This window comes from Pseudomonas sp. Hz4 (assembly GCF_054898165.1).
On the sequence record NZ_CM142719.1, the window covers coordinates 336,269 to 355,261 of the forward strand.

Sequence of the window (18,993 nt, forward strand, 5' to 3'; positions counted from 1 at the left end):
CGTATTACTTCTGTCGGCCAGTCCGACGCAGAAGTTCAGATTTACTGCACTTTCTGGAACCCCTGAAGTCCCAACCAACACACGCAACTCAATCAATGCAGGAGAGCCACCATGGCCAACACCTCTTTACGTAAAGCCTCATTGCAAAGCATGGAAGCCGAGATCGAGAGTCTGCTGAAATCTTTGGAAAATTTGAAAGACGACGCCTCGGACGAGTCGCGTAAAACCCTTAAAGCGTTGAAAAGCAACGCCGAAAACGCGCTGAAGCATTCGCGCCACCTGCTCAGCGATGCGTACGAAGAAGTCAAAGTCAAAACCCGTGAAACCGGCATTGCCACGCGGGACTACGCCCAGGAACACCCTTGGACTACAGCGGGTGTTGCCGTCGGTGCATTGGGTCTGCTCGCGGCTTATCTGCTGTGCAAACGCGGTGACTAATCCGTCTGGCGCAGCTCGTTTTTGAGCCACTGCGCCAGTTGCCGAGCGCGCCCGTCCGCGGCGCGCTGGGGTAGCCACAACGCCAGTTGCGCCGGGGTTTCACTGAAGCCCCAAGGCGCAACCAGGCGACCGGCCTTCAAGTCCTCGGCCACCAGCGGTTCAGGAGCAATCGCCACACCCAACCCGGCCACAGCGGCCTCCAGCAAATAATACAAATGCTCGAAACCCTGACCGTACTTCAACGCCTTGGCGTCGAGGCCACTTTGTTGTGCCCAGCTCGGCCAGGCCTGCGGGCGTGAGGTGGTGTGCAGTAATGGCTCGTTCAGCAGCGCTGTGGGCGGTGCGTCTCGCAGGCGTTCGTGGCCCGCGAATCTCGGGCTCATGACCGGGCCGATGCGTTCGCTCGCCAACTCATAGACCTGCATGTCCGCTGGCCACGGTGGCTCGGCAAACACCAGCAAGGCGTCCAGCCCCGGACGACGGGGATCGAGATCACCCTCGCCGGCCGACAGGTGCAAACGCAAGTCTGGTAGATCGGTATTCAACCGTCCCAACCTGGGGATAAACCAGCGTGCCAGCAAGCTGCCTGAGCAACCCAATACGAACGGCGCATCGGCGGTACTTTGGGTCAGCTCTGCACACACGGTCCGCAAGCGCTCGAACGCCTCACCACTGGCATCGCGCAAACGAATGCCGGCATCTGTGAGTTTCAGGCCGCGTCCATCCTTGATAAACAGGCTCACGCCGAGGTGCTCTTCCAGCACCTTGAGCTGACGGCTGACCGCACCATGGGTGACGTGCAGCTGTTCGGCGGCCTTGCTGACGCTGTTCAAGCGGGCAGTCGCTTCGAAGGCCCGAAGGGCGTTCAGAGGAGGAAGATCATGGCTCATTGGATTTGTGAGTTTTCCTGACAGGTTGCGGCGATCTTATCGGTTTTCAGTCTGCGGCGTCAGGGGTAGAGTTAAGCCCACTCTCTCTTCAAAAGCATCATCCCACGCATTCAACCGGAGCGACCCATGACCCAGACTAATCTGCGCAACGGCCCCGACGCCAACGGCCTGTTTGGCGCGTTCGGCGGCCGTTACGTCGCCGAAACCCTGATGCCGTTGGTCCTCGACCTGGCCCGTGAGTACGAATTGGCCAAGGATGATCCTGCATTCAAAGAAGAATTGGCCTACTTCCAGCGCGACTATGTGGGTCGTCCAAGCCCGCTGTACTTTGCCGAACGTCTGACAGAGTTCTGTGGCGGCGCGAAGATTTACCTCAAGCGCGAAGAGCTGAACCACACCGGCGCGCACAAGATCAACAACTGCATCGGCCAGATCCTGCTGGCGCGGCGCATGGGCAAAAAACGCATCATCGCCGAGACCGGCGCTGGCATGCACGGCGTGGCGACTGCCACCGTGGCTGCACGTTTTGGCCTTGATTGCGTGATCTACATGGGCACCACTGACATCGAACGTCAGCAAGCCAACGTATTTCGCATGAAGCTGCTGGGCGCCGAAGTGATCCCGGTCGTGGCCGGTACCGGCACCCTGAAAGATGCGATGAACGAAGCCCTGCGTGACTGGGTGACCAACGTCGACAGCACCTTTTACCTGATTGGCACTGTGGCCGGTCCGCACCCTTATCCTGCGATGGTCCGCGACTTCCAGGCCGTCATCGGCAAAGAAACCCGTACCCAACTGCAAGCCCAGGAAGGTCGTCTGCCGGACAGCCTAGTGGCGTGCATCGGTGGTGGTTCCAACGCCATGGGCCTGTTCCACCCGTTCCTCGACGACAAAAGCGTCGAGATCATTGGCGTTGAAGCCGCCGGGTACGGCATCGAAACCGGCAAGCACGCAGCCAGCCTGAACGGCGGCGTACCGGGCGTGCTGCACGGTAACCGGACCTTCTTGCTGCAGGACGACGATGGCCAGATCATCGACGCTCACTCCATCTCCGCCGGCCTCGACTACCCAGGTATCGGACCGGAACACGCCTGGTTGCACGACATCGGCCGCGTGCAGTACACCTCGGTGACCGACGACGAAGCCCTCGACGCATTCCACAAATGCTGCCGCCTGGAAGGGATTATTCCTGCACTGGAAAGCGCCCATGCCCTGGCCGAAGTGTTCAAGCGCGCTCCGACCCTGCCCAAAGATCACCTGATGGTGGTCAACCTGTCCGGCCGTGGCGACAAAGACATGCAGACCGTGATGCACCACATGGAACACTCTCAGCAAGAGCAATCCAAGCAGGAGAAACACTGATGAGCCGCCTGCAAACGCGTTTTGCCGAACTCAAGGAACAGAATCGTGCCGCCCTGGTGACCTTCGTTACCGCTGGCGACCCGAGCTATGACACCTCTCTGGCGATCCTCAAAGGCTTGCCTGGCGCGGGTGCCGACGTGATCGAGTTGGGCATGCCCTTCACCGATCCAATGGCCGACGGCCCGGCAATCCAGTTGGCCAACATCCGCGCCCTCGGCGCCAAGCAGAACCTGGCGAAAACCCTGCAAATGGTTCGCGAGTTCCGTGAAGGCAACAGCGAGACGCCGCTGGTATTGATGGGCTACTTCAACCCGATTCACATGTACGGCGTGCCGCGTTTCATTGCCGACGCCAAAGAGGCGGGTGTTGATGGTCTGATCGTGGTCGACCTGCCGCCCGAACATAACGGCGAACTGTGCGATCCAGCTCAGGCAGCAGGTCTGGACTTCATCCGTTTGACGACACCGACGACCGATGATGTGCGCCTGCCGACTGTTCTGAACGGCAGCTCTGGTTTCGTTTACTACGTGTCTGTTGCCGGTGTGACCGGTGCGGGCGCCGCGACTCTGGAGCATGTTGAAGAAGCGGTTGCCCGTTTGCGTCGCCACACCGATTTGCCGATCAGCATCGGATTCGGCATTCGTACGCCAGAGCAAGCAGCGTCCATCGCTCGCCTCGCGGACGGTGTGGTGGTGGGTTCGGCGTTGATCGATCACATCGCCAATGCCTCGACGCCGGACCAGGCTGTCGATGGCGTGTTGAGTCTTTGCGCGGCGCTGGCCGATGGCGTGCGTAAAGCCCGCGTCAGCTGAAGGCAAAGTTCCTGATACAGAGGAATTAGAGCCTCGCGGCACAGACTAAACAGCAAGACCGAGGGCTTCAGGACTACGTTCTAAAGCCCTTTTTGCTGTTGAATAGCCTGTAGGCGCTGAAGGCTTCGCGGATCAGTCGCGAAGCCTGTTGTTTACGGCAACTCCAACCCGCCCGACGCCTTGTGCAACTTCCTCAAATGCGCGCCGACCTGCTTCAGGTTGGCTTCGTTGGCGGCCATCTCGGCCGCACGGCTCGGTTCGAGCAGCGCTCTCACCTCTTTGTCCAGATCGCCTGTCAGCGCCTGAAGCTGCTTCTGCCGCAGGCTGCTTTCCGACTCCAGACGCTGCCACTCACTCGGCTGCGGCAATCCATAACCCCCGGTGCCAAGCAGCTCCGCCGGACGGCTGAGGAATCCGCTGTTGGCAAGAATTTGCTGCAAGGTCGCGTTGGCTTTGTCCATGCCGCCGTTTTTCAATTCCCGAGCGCCCAGATAGCGCTGCTTAACTTCGTCCTGGGCCAGCACCAATTGTTGGCGGAAGGCGGCCTGCTCCAACAACAGCAATGCTGCGCTGGTGCGCAAATCGGCTTGGTCGATCCATTGTCGACGCTCTTCAGCTTTCAAGGCGAGCCAGTCTTCGACCTTTTCCTGCTTGATCGGCAAGTGCTTCTTCAGCACTTCGAACATCGCTTGATAACGATCGCGGAAGGAGTCGAAACGATAGCCCAGACGCAACGCTTCGCGGGGATCATCCAGCACGCTGGTGTCCGCCAGCCCGCGGCCCTTGAGTACTTCCAGCATACCGTTGGGCATGATGCTGTCCAACCCGACCAGTTTTGTATTGTTAGTACTGCTACGCAGTAACTTCAGGCCCTCTACCGCGCAGTTATTGGACAGGAAGAAGTAGTTGCCGTCGTAACTCCAGTGCATTTCGGCGGCGTGTTCCACCACGTCTTCGATCTCGCTGCGCGACAGGTTCAGCGGCACCGAGGCCAGGCTGCGCAATTCGGTCTTGGTGTATTCGTCGATCACTTGGGCCAGCGGCAGGACAAACAGGCGCGACGGGTATTTGCCCACCAGTCCGTCCCAACTCGATAGCTGTAAATCACCGACGAAGGCGCGGTAGGACAACACCAGATGCTGATCCAGATCGAGCCGGCAATCCGGACCACGTGGCCGGCCGGGTGCACAGATCACCAACCGCAACATGCTGTGGCCCCAGCGGCTGACCCAGTTCTGGTTGGCTTCAGCCAGCAGATAGTCGACGGCGTAAACCCGCTCCGGATCAACCTTGCCCAGTGGCGTTTTGCCGAAATCGTTGCCGGCATTGAGGAAGGAGAAGGTTTTGCCACACGCGTCTTTAGCGGTGGGCGCCCAGCCGAAATGGTCTTTGTAGTAGCGGTACAGCGCAGGGCGACGGCAGGCATAGCTCGGGTCCAGGAGGAAATACTCCATGTTGACCGCGACAAATTCCTTGGGGCTGCTCGTTTCGTAAATGTCCGGGCTACGGGCAATTTGCCGGTTATGTTGTTCGCGCTCGCCGCGGCGGCCAACGTACTGCGGCCAGCCGGCGAGGTCGAGCAGGCGCGGGTCATCACTGAGGGTAAAACGCCGTGCTGATTGGCCGCGGCATTGGTCCGGGATACCCACCAGTCCCAAGCTGCTGTTGCGGCGGGTGCAGCGCTGAATCAGCGTGCGCTCTGCGTCTGGCCACAGGCGCGAGCGGTCATAGATGTGGGTGAGTTCGTGCAACACAGTGGCAAGCATTTCGCGGCGCACGGTGCCATGGGGGCGATAGGTCTTCTTGGTCGCGGCGCTGCCGTCAGTGAGGCTGGCAAGCAGGTTGCGGTTCAGATCCAGCTCGGACACCAGCGACGCCTGGCCGAAAGCGTTGCTCGGCATGTCATCGGTCCAGCCGACGTCGATGCGTCGGTCGAGCTGCTCGATGAACCGCGGCGGCAGGGCCTGCATAGCTTCATCGAGCAACGCCTGACTGGCCTGCTGTTGAGCGGGGCTGAGCCCGTCGGTCTTGAGCCTTAATTGCAAGTCAGCTTGGGCCGTGTTGACGAGCAGCAACATGACCCCGGCCAACAGCCAAGCGCCTGGCGACCTCACAGTGCGAGGATGGCTTCGGCGAGAACCTGGTCACTGGCGTCTCGCGCTTCCGGCACGCGGGTGCGTAGCGTGTTGAAAGCCGCCTCCAGGTGCGCGCCACGAATGTCGCCATCGCTGGCGACGAAACTGGCTGCATCGTCGTGGGCTTCACGAACGATCTTCGAGTCACGGATGGACGTCGTGGTATCGGAAGTAAAATCAAGCGTGCGTTGGGTGGCGTTGATGATGATGTTACTGGTGGCGACCAGGGTGTGTGCCTGGGCCACACCGGTCAATATCAGCAGGCCAAGGGCGGCAGCAATCAAAGGGGTACGCATGGAACGACTCCGCAAGGGACAAGGATAACTATTGGACGAGAATTGCCTGCGCCAGTTCAAGGTCGCTGGCATGAAGTTTTGACTGGGTCCGGCGCAGATAAATCAGGGCGGACTCCAGTTGTGCTCCTCGCAGTTGGCCGTCGCTGGCGATGAACGCCGCAGCGTCATCGTGTGCCGCGAGGAGCAGCTTACGGTCGAAGGGGGCAGAGGCCACCATGCTTGTGGCGTAACCGGTGGCCACAATGCCTTGTGTTGACAGGTTAAAGGCGTCAAAGGCATGGACCGAGCCCATCCAAAAGGCTGCCACAAAAACCGGAATGATCAATAGATGTGAAAGAAAACGCATGAGACTCGATAGCTGAAGGCGAGTCGCAAGGCTAGCGCAATGCCCGGTCTAGAGCCAGCGCCGAAACATTGGGACACGGCGGGCGTGTCCCACGTCAGTGATGCCGCTTAGATAGTCAGTATGGCTTGCGCCAGTTGTGCATCCGTCGCGTTCATCTGAGGTGCCTGGTGGCGAATATGGTCGAGAGCGCTTTCCAGTTTCACACCACGAATGGCGCCTTCGCTGGCAACGAAGCTGGCGGCGTCGTCACGGGCGGCGCGCACGATTTTGTCATCGCGAAAGGAAGAAGTGACATCGGAGGTCGCATCGGACGTGGCCTTGAGCGCGCCAACGACGGCATCGGTGGTCACGATAAAGCTGGAGGCGTGGGAATTGGCAGCCACGGCAAGCAGGGCTGCAGCGCTGAGCAGACGAAGTCGGGACATGGTGATACTCCTTTGGAAAACCGATTGAGAGGTGGCGCAGTGTCTATTGAGTCAGACGCCAGTCATGCAGCGTTCGCCACGTTCTATCTGGATATTAGGCCTGGAGTATCGGTTCGAACAGTCCCGTCTGCTCAAGCAGGGAGCTAGCGCCAGAACGGTTTATCCAATTCGTTGAGACGATCCGCGCGGCTGATGCACAGGTCTGAGAGCTGCCGGTCATTGAGTTGGCCCAGTAAACGCCGGGTTCGGGCCCTTTCCAGGCTACTGGCGAAGCTCCTCAGTAATCTACGAAACCAACCGGGGCGAGGCGTTGAAACAGGTGTGGAAACGGAAACATCCAGTAAGTGATTCATGGCGCGGTCCTGGTGCTGGCAATTCGGGATTTCAGGGTGATCCCTTCCTGCCTGCTGCAACAGACACACTACGGCGAAATTGTATTGGCTCAGTTTGAATAATATTCAAACTGTACTTGTTAAGAGGTGTCTCCACTGTATGACCCGTATTGATGCTCGCAAACGACAAAGCCCGTCGTGGTTTCCCACGACGGGCTTTGTTTTTCAATTTGGATGCTGGCGGTGGACCCGGTGGGTCAGAGCCAGCGACGCTAACTTAGCGCCAGAACGGCTTGCTCAGCTCTTCGTAGCGTTGTGCTTCGCTAATCCCGGCATCAGCCAGCAGACGCGAATCCAGACGAGCCAGTTGATGGCGGCTGGAGATGCGGCGCTGCCACAACATCAGGTTGGCGAGAACGCGAAGAGGCGTGGAAGCCTGGGTTTTTACAGCGTTGTCTTCGAAAAACAGCTCGGAACTGAGTGTACGTTCCATGGTTGACATCCTTCCGCTTGTGGCGGGATTAGGTAGTGGTTTAACTGATGCCAATGATCCTCTCGTTTGGCTAGTCTCTGTAGATACAGTTCACCTGTATTGTGAAGGACCAGTTAACTGTTAATGGGTGGTGTACTGGTCTAAATTGAGGCAACTGTACTTGTCCGCACTGATATGGTGCATTCTTGATGGTTTTGCTGAAAAATGTCGGTTAGTGCCGTAGGAAAAGACCGGTACAGCAGTACAGTTTTAAACGCATTTCTGCTTGGCAACAGCAGGCTGACGAAACTGTGTTTGCGTCAGCGGCCATCTGTATCAATTACACCGCCAGCATTCGCCCGGTTTCTTCAAGATTAATGTGCCAGCTCAGGGCATCACGCAAAATATGCGGCGTGTGTCCGCCGAGAGCACAAGCCGCTGTGAAGTAGTCATCCAGGGCTTGGCGATAGTCCGGGTGCACGCAGTTATCGATGATGACTCGAGCGCGCTCTCGCGGCGCCAGGCCACGCAAGTCCGCCAGACCGATCTCCGTGACAAGGATGTCGACGTCATGCTCGGTGTGATCGACGTGGCTGACCATCGGTACCACGCTGGAAATCGCGCCGCCCTTGGCGATCGACTTGGTCACGAAGATCGCCAAATGCGCGTTGCGCGCAAAGTCGCCCGAGCCGCCGATGCCATTCATCATCCGTGTGCCGCAGATATGGGTGGAGTTGACGTTGCCATACAGGTCGAATTCAAGCGCCGTGTTGATGCCGATGATTCCGAGCCGACGCACCACTTCCGGGTGGTTGGAAATTTCTTGCGGGCGCAAGACCAGTGTGTCCTTGTAGCGCTCAAGGTTGCCGAAAACATCGGTATTGCGACGGCTCGACAAGGTGATCGAACTGCCCGAAGCAAAACTCAGCTTGCCGGCGTCAATCAGATCGAACGTCGAGTCCTGAAGCACTTCGGAGTACATCGTCAGGTCTTCGAAGGGCGAGTCGATCAGGCCACACATCACCGAGTTGGCGATGTTGCCAATCCCGGCTTGCAGCGGGCCGAGTTTGTTGGTCATGCGCCCGGCAGCCACTTCCTGTTTGAAGAAGTCGATCAGGTGGTCGGCAATGGACTGAGTGTCGACGTCCGGTGGCGTTACAGTGGACGGCGAGTCAGCCTGATTAGTGATCACGATCGCGACGATCTTTTCCGGCGGGATCGGGATGGCCGTGCTGCCAATGCGATCATGAACCTTGACCAAAGGAATCGGTGTGCGGGTCGGCCGATAGGTCGGGATATAGATGTCGTGCAGACCTTCGAGATTCGGGTTGTGCGCCAGGTTGATCTCGACGATCACCTGTTTGGCGAAAATCGCGAAGCTGGCCGAGTTACCCACCGAAGTGGTCGGCACGATATGGCCCTGCTCGGTAATCGCCACGGCCTCAATCACCGCGATGTCCGGCAGTTTGAGCTGCTGATTGCGCAGTTGCTCCACGGTTTCCGAGAGGTGCTGGTCAATGAACATCACTTCGCCGGCGTTGATGGCTTTGCGCAAAGTACTGTCCACCTGGAACGGCATGCGTCGTGACAATACGCCGGCTTCGGTGAGCTGTTTATCGAGGTCGTTGCCCAGGCTGGCGCCGGTCATCAACGTGATTTTCAGCGGGGTGATTTTGGCGCGTTCGGCCAGTGCGTGGGGCACGGCTTTGGCTTCCCCGGCGCGGGTGAAACCACTCATGCCGACGGTCATGCCGTCCTCAATCAAAGCGGCGGCGTCGGCGGCGCTCATCACCTTATCCAACAACGAAGGCAAGCGAATACGGTCACGGTACATGGATTGTTATCTCGGGTAACGGAAGCAAGGTGTGCAGTCTAGTGATTTGAAAAAAATCCGTCCCGCTACCATGGTCGAATGCAGAGGCCTGATTTAGAGCCTTTGGTCGGGTTTCACGGGGAATAAAAAAACCCCAGCCTACTAAAGGCCGGGGTTTTGGGTATTGCTGCTTGCGCAGGATTTACTCGATGGCTTTGACCATGTCTTCGATAACTTTCTTGGCGTCGCCGAAGACCATCATGGTTTTGTCCAGGTAGAACAGTTCGTTGTCCAGGCCGGCATAGCCGCTGGCCATCGAGCGCTTGTTGACGATCACGGTCTTGGCTTTATAAGCCTCGAGGATCGGCATGCCGGCAATCGGCGATTTCGGATCGTTCTTCGCCGCCGGGTTGACCACGTCGTTGGCGCCGAGCACAAGCACCACGTCGGCCTGGCCGAACTCGGAGTTGATGTCATCCATCTCGAACACTTGCTCGTAAGGCACTTCGGCTTCGGCCAGCAGGACGTTCATGTGCCCTGGCATCCGACCGGCGACCGGGTGGATCGCAAACTTCACGGTGACTCCCCGGTGAGTCAGCTTCTCCGCCAGTTCCATCAGTGAGTGTTGGGCGCGTGCCACCGCCAGGCCATAACCCGGAACGATGATCACGGTGTCGGCGTTGGTCAGCAGGAAGGTCGCATCGTCAGCTGAACCGGATTTCACCGGACGGGCCTCTTTCGAGCCTGCCGGGCCAGTTGCATCTACCGTGTTGCCGAAACCGCCGAGCAATACGTTGAAGAACGAACGGTTCATCGCCTTGCACATGATGTACGAGAGGATCGCACCGGACGAGCCCACCAGCGAACCGGCAATGATCAGCATCGAGTTGTTCAGCGAGAAGCCGATACCCGCCGCTGCCCAGCCGGAGTAGCTGTTGAGCATCGAGACAACCACCGGCATGTCCGCGCCGCCGATCGGGATGATGATCAGCACACCCAGCACGAAAGCCAGAGCCAGCATCAGCGCGAAAGCACTGAGGTTGCCGGTCAGCATGAAGGTGATACCGAGCGCCAGAGTTGCCAGACCCAGCGCCAGGTTCAGCTTGTGCTGGCCACCGAACTGTACCGGTGCGCCCTGGAACAGACGGAACTTGTACTTGCCCGACAGCTTACCGAACGCGATCACCGAACCGGAGAACGTGATTGCACCGATAGCGGCACCGAGGAACAGCTCCAGGCGGTTACCGGCAGGAATCGCATCACCCAGTTGCTTGACGATGCCCAGCGATTGCGGCTCAACGACCGCAGCAATGGCAATGAACACCGCGGCCATACCGATCATGCTATGCATGAAAGCGACCAGTTCCGGCATCTTGGTCATTTCAACGCGCTTGGCCATGATCGAACCGGCTGTGCCGCCAACCAGCAGGCCGACGATGACGTAGCCGATGCCGGCAGTCGCGAGCTCAGTGCCCAGCTTATAGATGAGGCCGACGGTGGTGAGGATCGCCAGCGCCATGCCGAGCATGCCGTACACGTTGCCGCGCCGCGACGTAGTCGGGTGCGACAGGCCTTTGAGGGCCTGGATGAAGCAGATCGACGCGATCAAGTAGAGCGTCGTTACAAGATTCATGCTCATTACTTAGGCGCCTCTTCTTTTACCGCTTTCGGGGCTTTTTTCTTGAACATCTCAAGCATCCTGCGGGTAACCAGGAAGCCACCAAACACGTTCACTGCCGCCAGAGCCACGGCCAAGGTGCCCATGGTTTTGCCCAGTGGCGTCACGGTCAAAGCTGCGGCCAGCATGGCGCCGACGATGACGATCGCCGAGATCGCGTTAGTCACCGCCATCAGTGGCGTGTGCAGTGCAGGTGTAACGTTCCAGACCACGTGATAACCGACATAAATCGCCAGCACGAAGATGATCAGGTTGTAGATACCGGGGGAGATAAGCTCTTCCATCGTCTGAATCCCTGCTTAGGCGTTTTTGCGGATGACTTGGCCGTCGCGGCACATCAGGCACGCGGCGACGATGTCGTCTTCGAGGTTGATCTCGAACTGGCCTTCTTTGTTGAAAACCAGCTTCAGGAAGTCCAGCAGGTTGCGCGCGTACAGGGCCGAAGCGTCTGCCGCGACGGCGCCGGCCAGGTTGGTCGGGCCGCAAATGGTCACGCCATTCTCGACGACGACCTGGTCAGCCACGGTCAGCGGGCAGTTACCACCCTGGGCTGCCGCGAGGTCGATGACCACCGAGCCCGGCTTCATCTGCGCCACGGTCTCCGCGCTCAACAGCGTCGGTGCCTTGCGGCCCGGGATCAGTGCGGTGGTGATGACAATGTCAGCCTGCTTGGCGCGCTCGTGCACGGCCAGGGCCTGACGTTGCATCCAGCTCGCGGGCATTGGTCGCGCGTAACCGCCGACACCGACCGCGCATTCGCGCTCTTCATCGGTCTCATAAGGCACGTCGACGAACTTGGCGCCGAGGGATTCGATCTGCTCTTTTACCGCAGGACGCACGTCAGACGCTTCGATCACTGCACCCAGACGTTTCGCCGTTGCGATCGCCTGCAAACCGGCCACACCCGCGCCGAGAATCAGCACGCGCGCTGCTTTCACGGTACCCGCAGCGGTCATCAACATCGGCATGAAGCGAGGATAGTGGTGAGCAGCCAGCAACACGGCTTTATAACCGGCGATGTTGGCCTGGGAGGACAGCACATCCAGGCTCTGAGCCCGAGAGGTGCGCGGCGCGGCCTCCAGTGCAAAAGCGGTAATGCCGCACTCAGCCAGCTTGGCAATGGTTTCATTGCTGAACGGATTGAGCATGCCCACCACAACGGTGCCGCTTTTTATCAGCGTCAGTTCGCTGTCGCTAGGGGCGACCACCTTGAGAATCAGCTCGGCACCAAACGCATCGTTGGCGCTGCCAATAGTTGCGCCTGCCGCTTCATAAGCACTGTCGACAACGCTGGCGTTAACGCCAGCGCCGCTTTGCACAGTGACCTTATGACCCTGGCCGATCAACTTTTTGATGGTTTCCGGGGTTGCAGCAACCCGTGTTTCACCCGTCTGGGTTTCGAGAGGAACACCAATGTGCACGTCAAATCTCCTGCGTGATCTTATTGAGTAAACCCAAGCACTTCGGATGGTGCAGCTGGGGCGGCCGATCAGCACGATCCCGCCAAATCAGGGCGGGGCGCGGCATTTTGCAGGCGAACTTAGTGCCCTTCAAGGGATTATGACGGGTGACGGAAAATTAACTACAAGTCACCCCGTGACCGAATGTCGCAACTAACCGGTTCAATCCCTTGCAGGCCGTGCCTTGTAAGGGTTTTTGTAAAAAATTGAAGAATTTGCGCATCGGTCAGATGAATGAGTCGTTATTGCTTCCCAACAGAGGCTCAAGGCCACGTACTCAGGCACTTTTAGGACGTTTGTACTGCTGCCGGTACAGTCTTCGAATATGCGACAAATACTTATATCTGTAGGGCTTTTATTTTACTGACTACGGGGTCAGCTAATTGAGCTGAGCCTTTATCCTTCTAGGCTGTAGCTCTGTGCCTGATTGACCAGCCAATCGCGAAATGCCCTTAAAGAGGCTGATTCCACCTTTCGTTCAGGAATCATCAGGTAATACGCCTTGATGCTTGATAGCGCCTGGGCGTTAGCAATGACCAAGCGCTTCTCGGCCAGTTCGCGTTGAATCAGGAACGGTGGAATCAGTGCTATTCCCATATCGTGCATGGCCGCTTGGGCGAGCATGGAGAATAGCTCGTAGCGCGGACCTGTCATGTCTCGCGGGATATTTAGGTTCTGAGAGTTGAACCACTGGCGCCAGGCATAAGGGCGGGTGGTCTGCTGCAGCAGGGGCAATTCGGCGATTTCACTGGGGGTCAGATTGGTCTTTTTTCCCAGTAAGTCAGGGCTGCACACGGGCATCGGATTTTCACCCATCAGCCTGTGGGATTCGGTACCCGACCAGTCCGCGTCGCCAAAATAGATCGCTGCATCGAAGTCGGTGTCGGCAAACAGGAAAGGGCGTGTTCGGTTGGTAAGGTTGACCGTCACTTCCGGGTGCTTTTGCTGGAAGTCCTTGAGCCGTGGCAGCAGCCATTGAGTGCCGAAGGTCGGAACTACCGCTAGCTCGATCACGTTGGCGCCTTGCTGGCCCATCACGGACAACGTGTCCCGCTCAACCGCATCCAGTTGAGTGGCTACCCGTCGGCTGTAGGAAAGGCCGGCCTCCGTCAGCTTGACCCCGCGTCGCGAGCGTCGGAACAGTTCTACGCTGAGAAACTCCTCAAGACTGGCGATCTGTCGGCAAATTGCGCCCTGAGTGAGCGAAAGCTCCTGGGCAGCCTTGGTAAAGCTTTCGTGGCGAGCTGCCGCTTCAAAGCTGATCAGGGCAGTTGTGCTGGGGATTTTCCTGCGCATGTACTTCAACCTCACTAATACATCGCATATAAGCTAATTTGCAATGTTACGGAGTGAGAAGTTAGCACAACAGTATGCAAAATCCTCGTTTGCCGTGACGCCAAACCCGGCCTAGGATCAGTCCACGTTATTTGACCCGATTCGAGAGGACACACTCATGGGCGGCAAAGCTAGCTTCAACTGGATCGATCCCCTGCTGTTGGATCAACAGCTCACCGAAGAAGAACGCATGATCCGCGACACCGCTGAGCAATTCGCCCAGCAGAAGCTCGCGCCGCGTGTTCTCGAAGCTTTCCGCCATGAAAAGACCGACCCGGCGATCTTCCGCGAGATGGGTGAGGTTGGCCTGCTGGGCGCGACCATCCCCGAGCAGTATGGTGGCAGTGGCCTGAACTACGTCAGCTACGGCCTGATCGCCCGTGAAGTCGAGCGTGTCGACTCCGGCTATCGCTCGATGATGAGTGTGCAGTCTTCGCTGGTCATGGTGCCGATCAATGAATTTGGTACCGAGGCCCAGAAACAGAAGTATCTGCCGAAACTGGCCTCAGGCGAATGGATTGGCTGCTTCGGTCTGACCGAACCTAACCACGGTTCCGACCCGGGCGCGATGATTACTCGTGCACGCAAAGTAGAAGGCGGCTACAGCCTGACCGGCAACAAGATGTGGATCACCAACAGCCCGATTGCCGACGTGTTCGTGGTCTGGGGTAAGGACGACGCTGGTGACATCCGTGGCTTCGTTCTGGAGAAGGGCTGGAAAGGCCTGAGTGCTCCTGTGATTCACGGCAAGGTTGGTCTGCGTGCATCCATCACCGGCGAGATCGTCATGGACAACGTGTTTGTCCCTGAAGAGAACATCTTCCCGGATGTCCGTGGTTTGAAAGGTCCTTTTACGTGCCTCAACTCGGCACGTTATGGCATTTCCTGGGGCGCGCTGGGTGCTGCCGAGTTCTGCTGGCACACCGCTCGCCAGTACACCCTGGATCGTCAGCAGTTCGGACGCCCACTGGCCGCCACTCAGCTGATCCAGAAGAAGCTGGCCGACATGCAAACCGAGATCACCATGGCGTTGCAAGGCTGCCTGCGTCTGGGTCGTATGAAAGATGAAGGTACTGCGGCGGTCGAGATCACTTCGATGATGAAGCGCAATTCCTGCGGCAAGTCCCTAGACATTGCTCGCATGGCGCGCGACATGCTGGGTGGTAACGGTATTTCCGATGAGTTCGGTGTTGCTCGCCATTTGGTCAACCTGGAAGTAGTGAATACCTATGAGGGTACGCATGACGTGCACGCACTGATCCTCGGTCGTGCGCAGACTGGCATCCAGGCGTTCTATTAATAGGAGAAAAGCCATGGGCGCGCTTTCGCATTTACGGGTACTGGATTTATCGCGGGTGCTGGCGGGGCCCTGGGCCGGACAGATTCTTGCTGACCTCGGCGCCGAGGTGATCAAGGTCGAGCGGCCGGGCAATGGCGATGACACGCGCGCCTGGGGGCCTCCCTTCCTTAAAGACGCCTATGGCGAGAACACCAGCGAAGCCGCTTATTACTTGTCGACCAATCGTAACAAGCAATCGGTCACCATCGACTTCACGCGCCCTGAGGGGCAAAAGCTGGTGCGTGAGTTGGCGGCCAAGTCGGACATCCTCATCGAGAACTTTAAGGTGGGTGGTCTGGCGGCTTATGGGCTGGACTACGAGTCGCTAAAGGCGATCAATCCGAATCTGATCTATTGCTCGATTACCGGGTTTGGCCAGACGGGCCCTTACGCCAAGCGCGCGGGTTATGACTTCATGATCCAGGGGCTTGGCGGTCTGATGAGCCTGACTGGGCGTCCCGAAGGCGACGAAGGTGCTGGCCCGGTAAAAGTCGGCGTGGCGCTGACGGACATCTTGACCGGTCTCTACTCGACGGTGGCTATCCTGGCGGCACTGGCTCATCGGGATCATGACGGCGGCGGTCAGCATATTGATATGGCGCTGCTGGATGTTCAGGTGGCCTGTCTGGCTAACCAGGCAATGAATTACCTGACTACAGGTAATGCTCCGCAGCGCCTGGGTAATGCTCATCCGAATATTGTGCCTTATCAGGACTTTCCTACGGCGGATGGAGACTTCATCCTTACCGTGGGTAATGACGGGCAGTTTCGCAAATTTGCTGAAGTGGCAGGTCAGCCGCAGTGGGCGGATGATCCACGCTTTGCGACCAATAAGTTGCGGGTGGCGAATCGTGCGGTATTGATTCCGCTCATCCGCCAGGCGACGGTGTTCAAGACGACTGCAGAGTGGGTGCTGCAGCTGGAGCAAGCAGGCGTGCCGTGCGGCCCAATCAATGATCTGGCTCAGGTGTTTGCCGATCCGCAGGTTAAGGCGCGTGGGTTGGCAATTGAGTTGCCTCATGTGCTGGCAGGGATGGTGCCGCAGGTGGCGAGTCCGATTCGCCTGTCCGAAACGCCTGTGGAATACCGCAATGCGCCTCCTTTATTGGGTGAGCACACATTGGAGGTTCTGCAGCGAGTGCTGGGTCTGGATGCTGGGACCGTGGCGGCTTTCAAAGAGGCTGGGGTACTCTGAGAATCCCTTCTATATAGAGGGGAGTGAATTTGCTCTCCTATATAGAGGGGAACGGGCTGGTTTCCATCTTTCTACAAGTGATTGATAGAAAAGCGCAATTAAGGGTTGACGTCAGATTCTGGAAGTCTATAATTCGCCCACTTCCGGCGCAGTCGAAACGGAAAACTCCTTGGTAAACAATGAGTTGCGCAGTTTTCGACAGCGAGTTGCTTCAGTTCATCGAAGCCCAGAAGGAGTTGAAAGAGCGGGGTTGTTTGGCTCTTTTAACGGTTCGATCTTCTCGGTCGAAAGCGGTGTAAAAGAGGTGTTGACAGCAGCGAGTAACGCTGTAGAATTCGCCTCCCGCTAACGAGAGATCGAAAGCGCAAGTGGTTGAAGTTGCAGAGGAAACTTTGAAAACTTCTTAAAATAACCGCTTGACAGTAACAGGCGCTGCTGTAGAATGCGCGCCTCGGTTGAGACGAAAGATCTTAACCAGCCGCTCTTTAACAACTGAATCAAGCAATTCGTGTGGGTGCTTGTGGGGTCAGACTGATAGTCAACAAGATTATCAGCATCACAAGTTACTCCGCGAGAAATCAAAGATGTAACCAACGATTGCTGAGCCAAGTTTAGGGTTTCTTAAAAACCCAAAGATGTTTGAACTGAAGAGTTTGATCATGGCTCAGATTGAACGCTGGCGGCAGGCCTAACACATGCAAGTCGAGCGGCAGCACGGGTACTTGTACCTGGTGGCGAGCGGCGGACGGGTGAGTAATGCCTAGGAATCTGCCTGGTAGTGGGGGATAACGCTCGGAAACGGACGCTAATACCGCATACGTCCTACGGGAGAAAGCAGGGGACCTTCGGGCCTTGCGCTATCAGATGAGCCTAGGTCGGATTAGCTAGTTGGTGAGGTAATGGCTCACCAAGGCGACGATCCGTAACTGGTCTGAGAGGATGATCAGTCACACTGGAACTGAGACACGGTCCAGACTCCTACGGGAGGCAGCAGTGGGGAATATTGGACAATGGGCGAAAGCCTGATCCAGCCATGCCGCGTGTGTGAAGAAGGTCTTCGGATTGTAAAGCACTTTAAGTTGGGAGGAAGGGCATTTACCTAATACGTAAGTGTTTTGACGTTACCGACAGAATAAGCACCGGCTAACTCTGTGCCAGCAGCCGCGGTAATACAGAGGGTGCAAGCGTTAATCGGAATTACTGGGCGTAAAGCGCGCGTAGGTGGTTCGTTAAGTTGGATGTGAAATCCCCGGGCTCAACCTGGGAACTGCATTCAAAACTGTCGAGCTAGAGTATGGTAGAGGGTGGTGGAATTTCCTGTGTAGCGGTGAAATGCGTAGATATAGGAAGGAACACCAGTGGCGAAGGCGACCACCTGGACTGATACTGACACTGAGGTGCGAAAGCGTGGGGAGCAAACAGGATTAGATACCCTGGTAGTCCACGCCGTAAACGATGTCAACTAGCCGTTGGGAGCCTTGAGCTCTTAGTGGCGCAGCTAACGCATTAAGTTGACCGCCTGGGGAGTACGGCCGCAAGGTTAAAACTCAAATGAATTGACGGGGGCCCGCACAAGCGGTGGAGCATGTGGTTTAATTCGAAGCAACGCGAAGAACCTTACCAGGCCTTGACATCCAATGAATCTGCTAGAGATAGCGGAGTGCCTTCGGGAACATTGAGACAGGTGCTGCATGGCTGTCGTCAGCTCGTGTCGTGAGATGTTGGGTTAAGTCCCGTAACGAGCGCAACCCTTGTCCTTAGTTACCAGCACGTCATGGTGGGCACTCTAAGGAGACTGCCGGTGACAAACCGGAGGAAGGTGGGGATGACGTCAAGTCATCATGGCCCTTACGGCCTGGGCTACACACGTGCTACAATGGTCGGTACAGAGGGTTGCCAAGCCGCGAGGTGGAGCTAATCCCAGAAAACCGATCGTAGTCCGGATCGCAGTCTGCAACTCGACTGCGTGAAGTCGGAATCGCTAGTAATCGCGAATCAGAATGTCGCGGTGAATACGTTCCCGGGCCTTGTACACACCGCCCGTCACACCATGGGAGTGGGTTGCACCAGAAGTAGCTAGTCTAACCTTCGGGAGGACGGTTACCACGGTGTGATTCATGACTGGGGTGAAGTCGTAACAAGGTAGCCGTAGGGGAACCTGCGGCTGGATCACCTCCTTAATCGACGACATCAGCTGCTCCATAAGTTCCCACACGAATTGCTTGATTCATTGAAGAAGACGATAAGAAGCAGCCCTAAGGGGTTGTAGCTTGGTTGGTTAGAGCGCACCCGATGCTCGGTGGTAGAGAGCGGGGTGAGGTCGGCCTTATAGCTCGAAATTGGGTCTGTAGCTCAGTTGGTTAGAGCGCACCCCTGATAAGGGTGAGGTCGGCAGTTCGAATCTGCCCAGACCCACCAATTTTGTGTGGGAAACGCCTGTAGAAATACGGGGCCATAGCTCAGCTGGGAGAGCGCCTGCCTTGCACGCAGGAGGTCAACGGTTCGATCCCGTTTGGCTCCACCACTAACTGCTTCTGTTGTTGAAAGCTTAGAAATGAGCATTCCATCGTGACGATGGTGAATGTTGATTTCTAGTCTTTGGCTAGATCGTTCTTTAAAAATTTGGGTATGTGATAGAAAGATAGACTGGGCAACACTTTCACTG

Annotated in this window: 17 protein-coding genes, 2 tRNA genes and 1 rRNA gene; 8 read left to right on the forward strand and 12 right to left on the reverse strand. The window is 57.3% G+C overall.

All coding sequences use genetic code 11. The annotated features are described in order from the left end of the window. The first annotated feature begins 111 nt into the window (after positions 1-111). Positions 112-438 (forward strand): ElaB/YgaM/YqjD family protein, encoded by a 327-nt coding sequence (locus ACYZTR_RS01525; protein ID WP_054047930.1) that lies wholly within the window; start codon positions 112-114, stop codon positions 436-438. On the opposite strand, the gene ACYZTR_RS01530 is transcribed toward ACYZTR_RS01525, so the two are convergent. Beyond that, positions 435-1,328, reverse strand: coding sequence for a LysR family transcriptional regulator (locus ACYZTR_RS01530; protein ID WP_461975891.1), 894 nt, complete (start codon positions 1,326-1,328; stop codon positions 435-437). The two genes, ACYZTR_RS01525 and ACYZTR_RS01530, sit on opposite strands and share 4 nt — an antisense overlap. Before the next feature lie 126 nt (positions 1,329-1,454). On the opposite strand from ACYZTR_RS01530, the gene trpB reads away from it, so the two are divergent. Both trpB and trpA read left to right on the forward strand, forming a co-directional pair. Next, complete coding sequence (gene trpB, locus ACYZTR_RS01535; RefSeq protein WP_461975893.1) at positions 1,455-2,690, forward strand: tryptophan synthase subunit beta; 1,236 nt, start codon at positions 1,455-1,457, stop codon at positions 2,688-2,690. Continuing rightward, positions 2,690-3,502, forward strand: a complete 813-nt coding sequence (gene trpA, locus ACYZTR_RS01540; protein WP_461975895.1) for a tryptophan synthase subunit alpha — start codon at positions 2,690-2,692, stop codon at positions 3,500-3,502. Before trpB ends, trpA begins: the two co-directional genes overlap by 1 nt. Positions 3,503-3,654: 152 nt before the next feature. On the opposite strand, the gene ACYZTR_RS01545 is transcribed toward trpA, so the two are convergent. The 11 genes from ACYZTR_RS01545 to ACYZTR_RS01595 all read right to left on the reverse strand — a co-directional run bounded on the left by ACYZTR_RS01545 (position 3,655) and on the right by ACYZTR_RS01595 (position 13,755). After that, positions 3,655-5,616, reverse strand: coding sequence for a DUF7844 domain-containing protein (locus tag ACYZTR_RS01545; protein WP_461975897.1), 1,962 nt, complete (start codon positions 5,614-5,616; stop codon positions 3,655-3,657). Beyond that, positions 5,613-5,933: a DUF2388 domain-containing protein gene (locus ACYZTR_RS01550; protein WP_461975899.1), complete on the reverse strand. Its 321-nt coding sequence runs from the start codon at positions 5,931-5,933 to the stop codon at positions 5,613-5,615. Before ACYZTR_RS01550 ends, ACYZTR_RS01545 begins: the two co-directional genes overlap by 4 nt. A 28-nt stretch (positions 5,934-5,961) precedes the next feature. Further along, on the reverse strand, positions 5,962-6,279 hold the full coding sequence (locus ACYZTR_RS01555) for a DUF2388 domain-containing protein (protein WP_461975901.1): 318 nt from the start codon (positions 6,277-6,279) through the stop codon (positions 5,962-5,964). A gap of 107 nt (positions 6,280-6,386) precedes the next feature. Next, positions 6,387-6,704, reverse strand: a complete 318-nt coding sequence (locus ACYZTR_RS01560) for a DUF2388 domain-containing protein (protein WP_461975903.1) — start codon at positions 6,702-6,704, stop codon at positions 6,387-6,389. A gap of 143 nt (positions 6,705-6,847) precedes the next feature. Then, positions 6,848-7,057, reverse strand: coding sequence for a DUF1127 domain-containing protein (locus ACYZTR_RS01565; protein ID WP_461975905.1), 210 nt, complete (start codon positions 7,055-7,057; stop codon positions 6,848-6,850). 256 nt (positions 7,058-7,313) lie between these two features. Continuing rightward, complete coding sequence (locus ACYZTR_RS01570; protein ID WP_008154465.1) at positions 7,314-7,529, reverse strand: DUF1127 domain-containing protein; 216 nt, start codon at positions 7,527-7,529, stop codon at positions 7,314-7,316. Between the two features lie 319 nt (positions 7,530-7,848). Beyond that, entirely contained in the window at positions 7,849-9,342 is a 1,494-nt protein-coding gene (locus tag ACYZTR_RS01575; RefSeq protein WP_461975907.1) for an acetyl-CoA hydrolase/transferase family protein, read from the reverse strand. A 181-nt stretch (positions 9,343-9,523) separates the two neighbouring features. Next, a complete protein-coding gene (locus ACYZTR_RS01580) occupies positions 9,524-10,960 on the reverse strand; it encodes an NAD(P)(+) transhydrogenase (Re/Si-specific) subunit beta (protein ID WP_461975909.1) in 1,437 nt (478 codons plus the stop codon). After that, positions 10,960-11,283 carry an NAD(P) transhydrogenase subunit alpha part 2 gene (locus ACYZTR_RS01585; protein ID WP_003187010.1) on the reverse strand — a complete coding sequence of 108 codons (324 nt, stop codon included), beginning with the start codon at positions 11,281-11,283 and terminating at the stop codon, positions 10,960-10,962. The genes ACYZTR_RS01580 and ACYZTR_RS01585 overlap by 1 nt, the downstream gene beginning before the upstream one ends. A 15-nt stretch (positions 11,284-11,298) precedes the next feature. After that, a complete protein-coding gene (locus tag ACYZTR_RS01590) occupies positions 11,299-12,420 on the reverse strand; it encodes a Re/Si-specific NAD(P)(+) transhydrogenase subunit alpha (protein ID WP_461975911.1) in 1,122 nt (373 codons plus the stop codon). Between the two features lie 435 nt (positions 12,421-12,855). Beyond that, positions 12,856-13,755, reverse strand: a complete 900-nt coding sequence (locus ACYZTR_RS01595) for a LysR family transcriptional regulator (RefSeq protein WP_461979919.1) — start codon at positions 13,753-13,755, stop codon at positions 12,856-12,858. 157 nt (positions 13,756-13,912) lie between these two features. Between ACYZTR_RS01595 and ACYZTR_RS01600 the strand changes: the two genes are divergently transcribed. The 5 genes from ACYZTR_RS01600 to ACYZTR_RS01620 all read left to right on the forward strand — a co-directional run bounded on the left by ACYZTR_RS01600 (position 13,913) and on the right by ACYZTR_RS01620 (position 18,852). After that, complete coding sequence (locus tag ACYZTR_RS01600) at positions 13,913-15,094, forward strand: acyl-CoA dehydrogenase (protein ID WP_461975913.1); 1,182 nt, start codon at positions 13,913-13,915, stop codon at positions 15,092-15,094. Positions 15,095-15,107: 13 nt separating this feature from the next. Continuing rightward, positions 15,108-16,328 (forward strand): CaiB/BaiF CoA transferase family protein, encoded by a 1,221-nt coding sequence (locus tag ACYZTR_RS01605; protein WP_461975915.1) that lies wholly within the window; start codon positions 15,108-15,110, stop codon positions 16,326-16,328. A 641-nt stretch (positions 16,329-16,969) separates the two neighbouring features. Beyond that, a 16S ribosomal RNA gene (locus tag ACYZTR_RS01610) occupies positions 16,970-18,508 on the forward strand. Positions 18,509-18,669: 161 nt separating this feature from the next. Continuing rightward, positions 18,670-18,746, forward strand: a tRNA-Ile gene (locus ACYZTR_RS01615). Between the two features lie 30 nt (positions 18,747-18,776). Further along, positions 18,777-18,852: transfer RNA gene (locus tag ACYZTR_RS01620), tRNA-Ala, on the forward strand. Positions 18,853-18,993: the final 141 nt, after the last annotated feature.

What these genes read in the sequence shown, in the direction of transcription:
- ACYZTR_RS01530 (WP_461975891.1), bottom strand. Translation starts at nt 1,328, where the DNA reads ATGAGCCATGATCTTCCTCCTCTGAACGCCCTTCGGGCCTTCGAAGCG.
- ACYZTR_RS01595 (WP_461979919.1), bottom strand. Translation starts at nt 13,755, where the DNA reads ATGCGCAGGAAAATCCCCAGCACAACTGCCCTGATCAGCTTTGAAGCG.
- trpA (WP_461975895.1), top strand. Translation starts at nt 2,690, where the DNA reads ATGAGCCGCCTGCAAACGCGTTTTGCCGAACTCAAGGAACAGAATCGT.
- ACYZTR_RS01580 (WP_461975909.1), bottom strand. Translation starts at nt 10,960, where the DNA reads ATGAGCATGAATCTTGTAACGACGCTCTACTTGATCGCGTCGATCTGC.
- ACYZTR_RS01555 (WP_461975901.1), bottom strand. Translation starts at nt 6,279, where the DNA reads ATGCGTTTTCTTTCACATCTATTGATCATTCCGGTTTTTGTGGCAGCC.
- ACYZTR_RS01550 (WP_461975899.1), bottom strand. Translation starts at nt 5,933, where the DNA reads ATGCGTACCCCTTTGATTGCTGCCGCCCTTGGCCTGCTGATATTGACC.
- ACYZTR_RS01575 (WP_461975907.1), bottom strand. Translation starts at nt 9,342, where the DNA reads ATGTACCGTGACCGTATTCGCTTGCCTTCGTTGTTGGATAAGGTGATG.
- ACYZTR_RS01570 (WP_008154465.1), bottom strand. Translation starts at nt 7,529, where the DNA reads ATGGAACGTACACTCAGTTCCGAGCTGTTTTTCGAAGACAACGCTGTA.
- ACYZTR_RS01585 (WP_003187010.1), bottom strand. Translation starts at nt 11,283, where the DNA reads ATGGAAGAGCTTATCTCCCCCGGTATCTACAACCTGATCATCTTCGTG.
- ACYZTR_RS01565 (WP_461975905.1), bottom strand. Translation starts at nt 7,057, where the DNA reads ATGAATCACTTACTGGATGTTTCCGTTTCCACACCTGTTTCAACGCCT.
- ACYZTR_RS01605 (WP_461975915.1), top strand. Translation starts at nt 15,108, where the DNA reads ATGGGCGCGCTTTCGCATTTACGGGTACTGGATTTATCGCGGGTGCTG.
- ACYZTR_RS01525 (WP_054047930.1), top strand. Translation starts at nt 112, where the DNA reads ATGGCCAACACCTCTTTACGTAAAGCCTCATTGCAAAGCATGGAAGCC.
- ACYZTR_RS01560 (WP_461975903.1), bottom strand. Translation starts at nt 6,704, where the DNA reads ATGTCCCGACTTCGTCTGCTCAGCGCTGCAGCCCTGCTTGCCGTGGCT.
- trpB (WP_461975893.1), top strand. Translation starts at nt 1,455, where the DNA reads ATGACCCAGACTAATCTGCGCAACGGCCCCGACGCCAACGGCCTGTTT.
- ACYZTR_RS01600 (WP_461975913.1), top strand. Translation starts at nt 13,913, where the DNA reads ATGGGCGGCAAAGCTAGCTTCAACTGGATCGATCCCCTGCTGTTGGAT.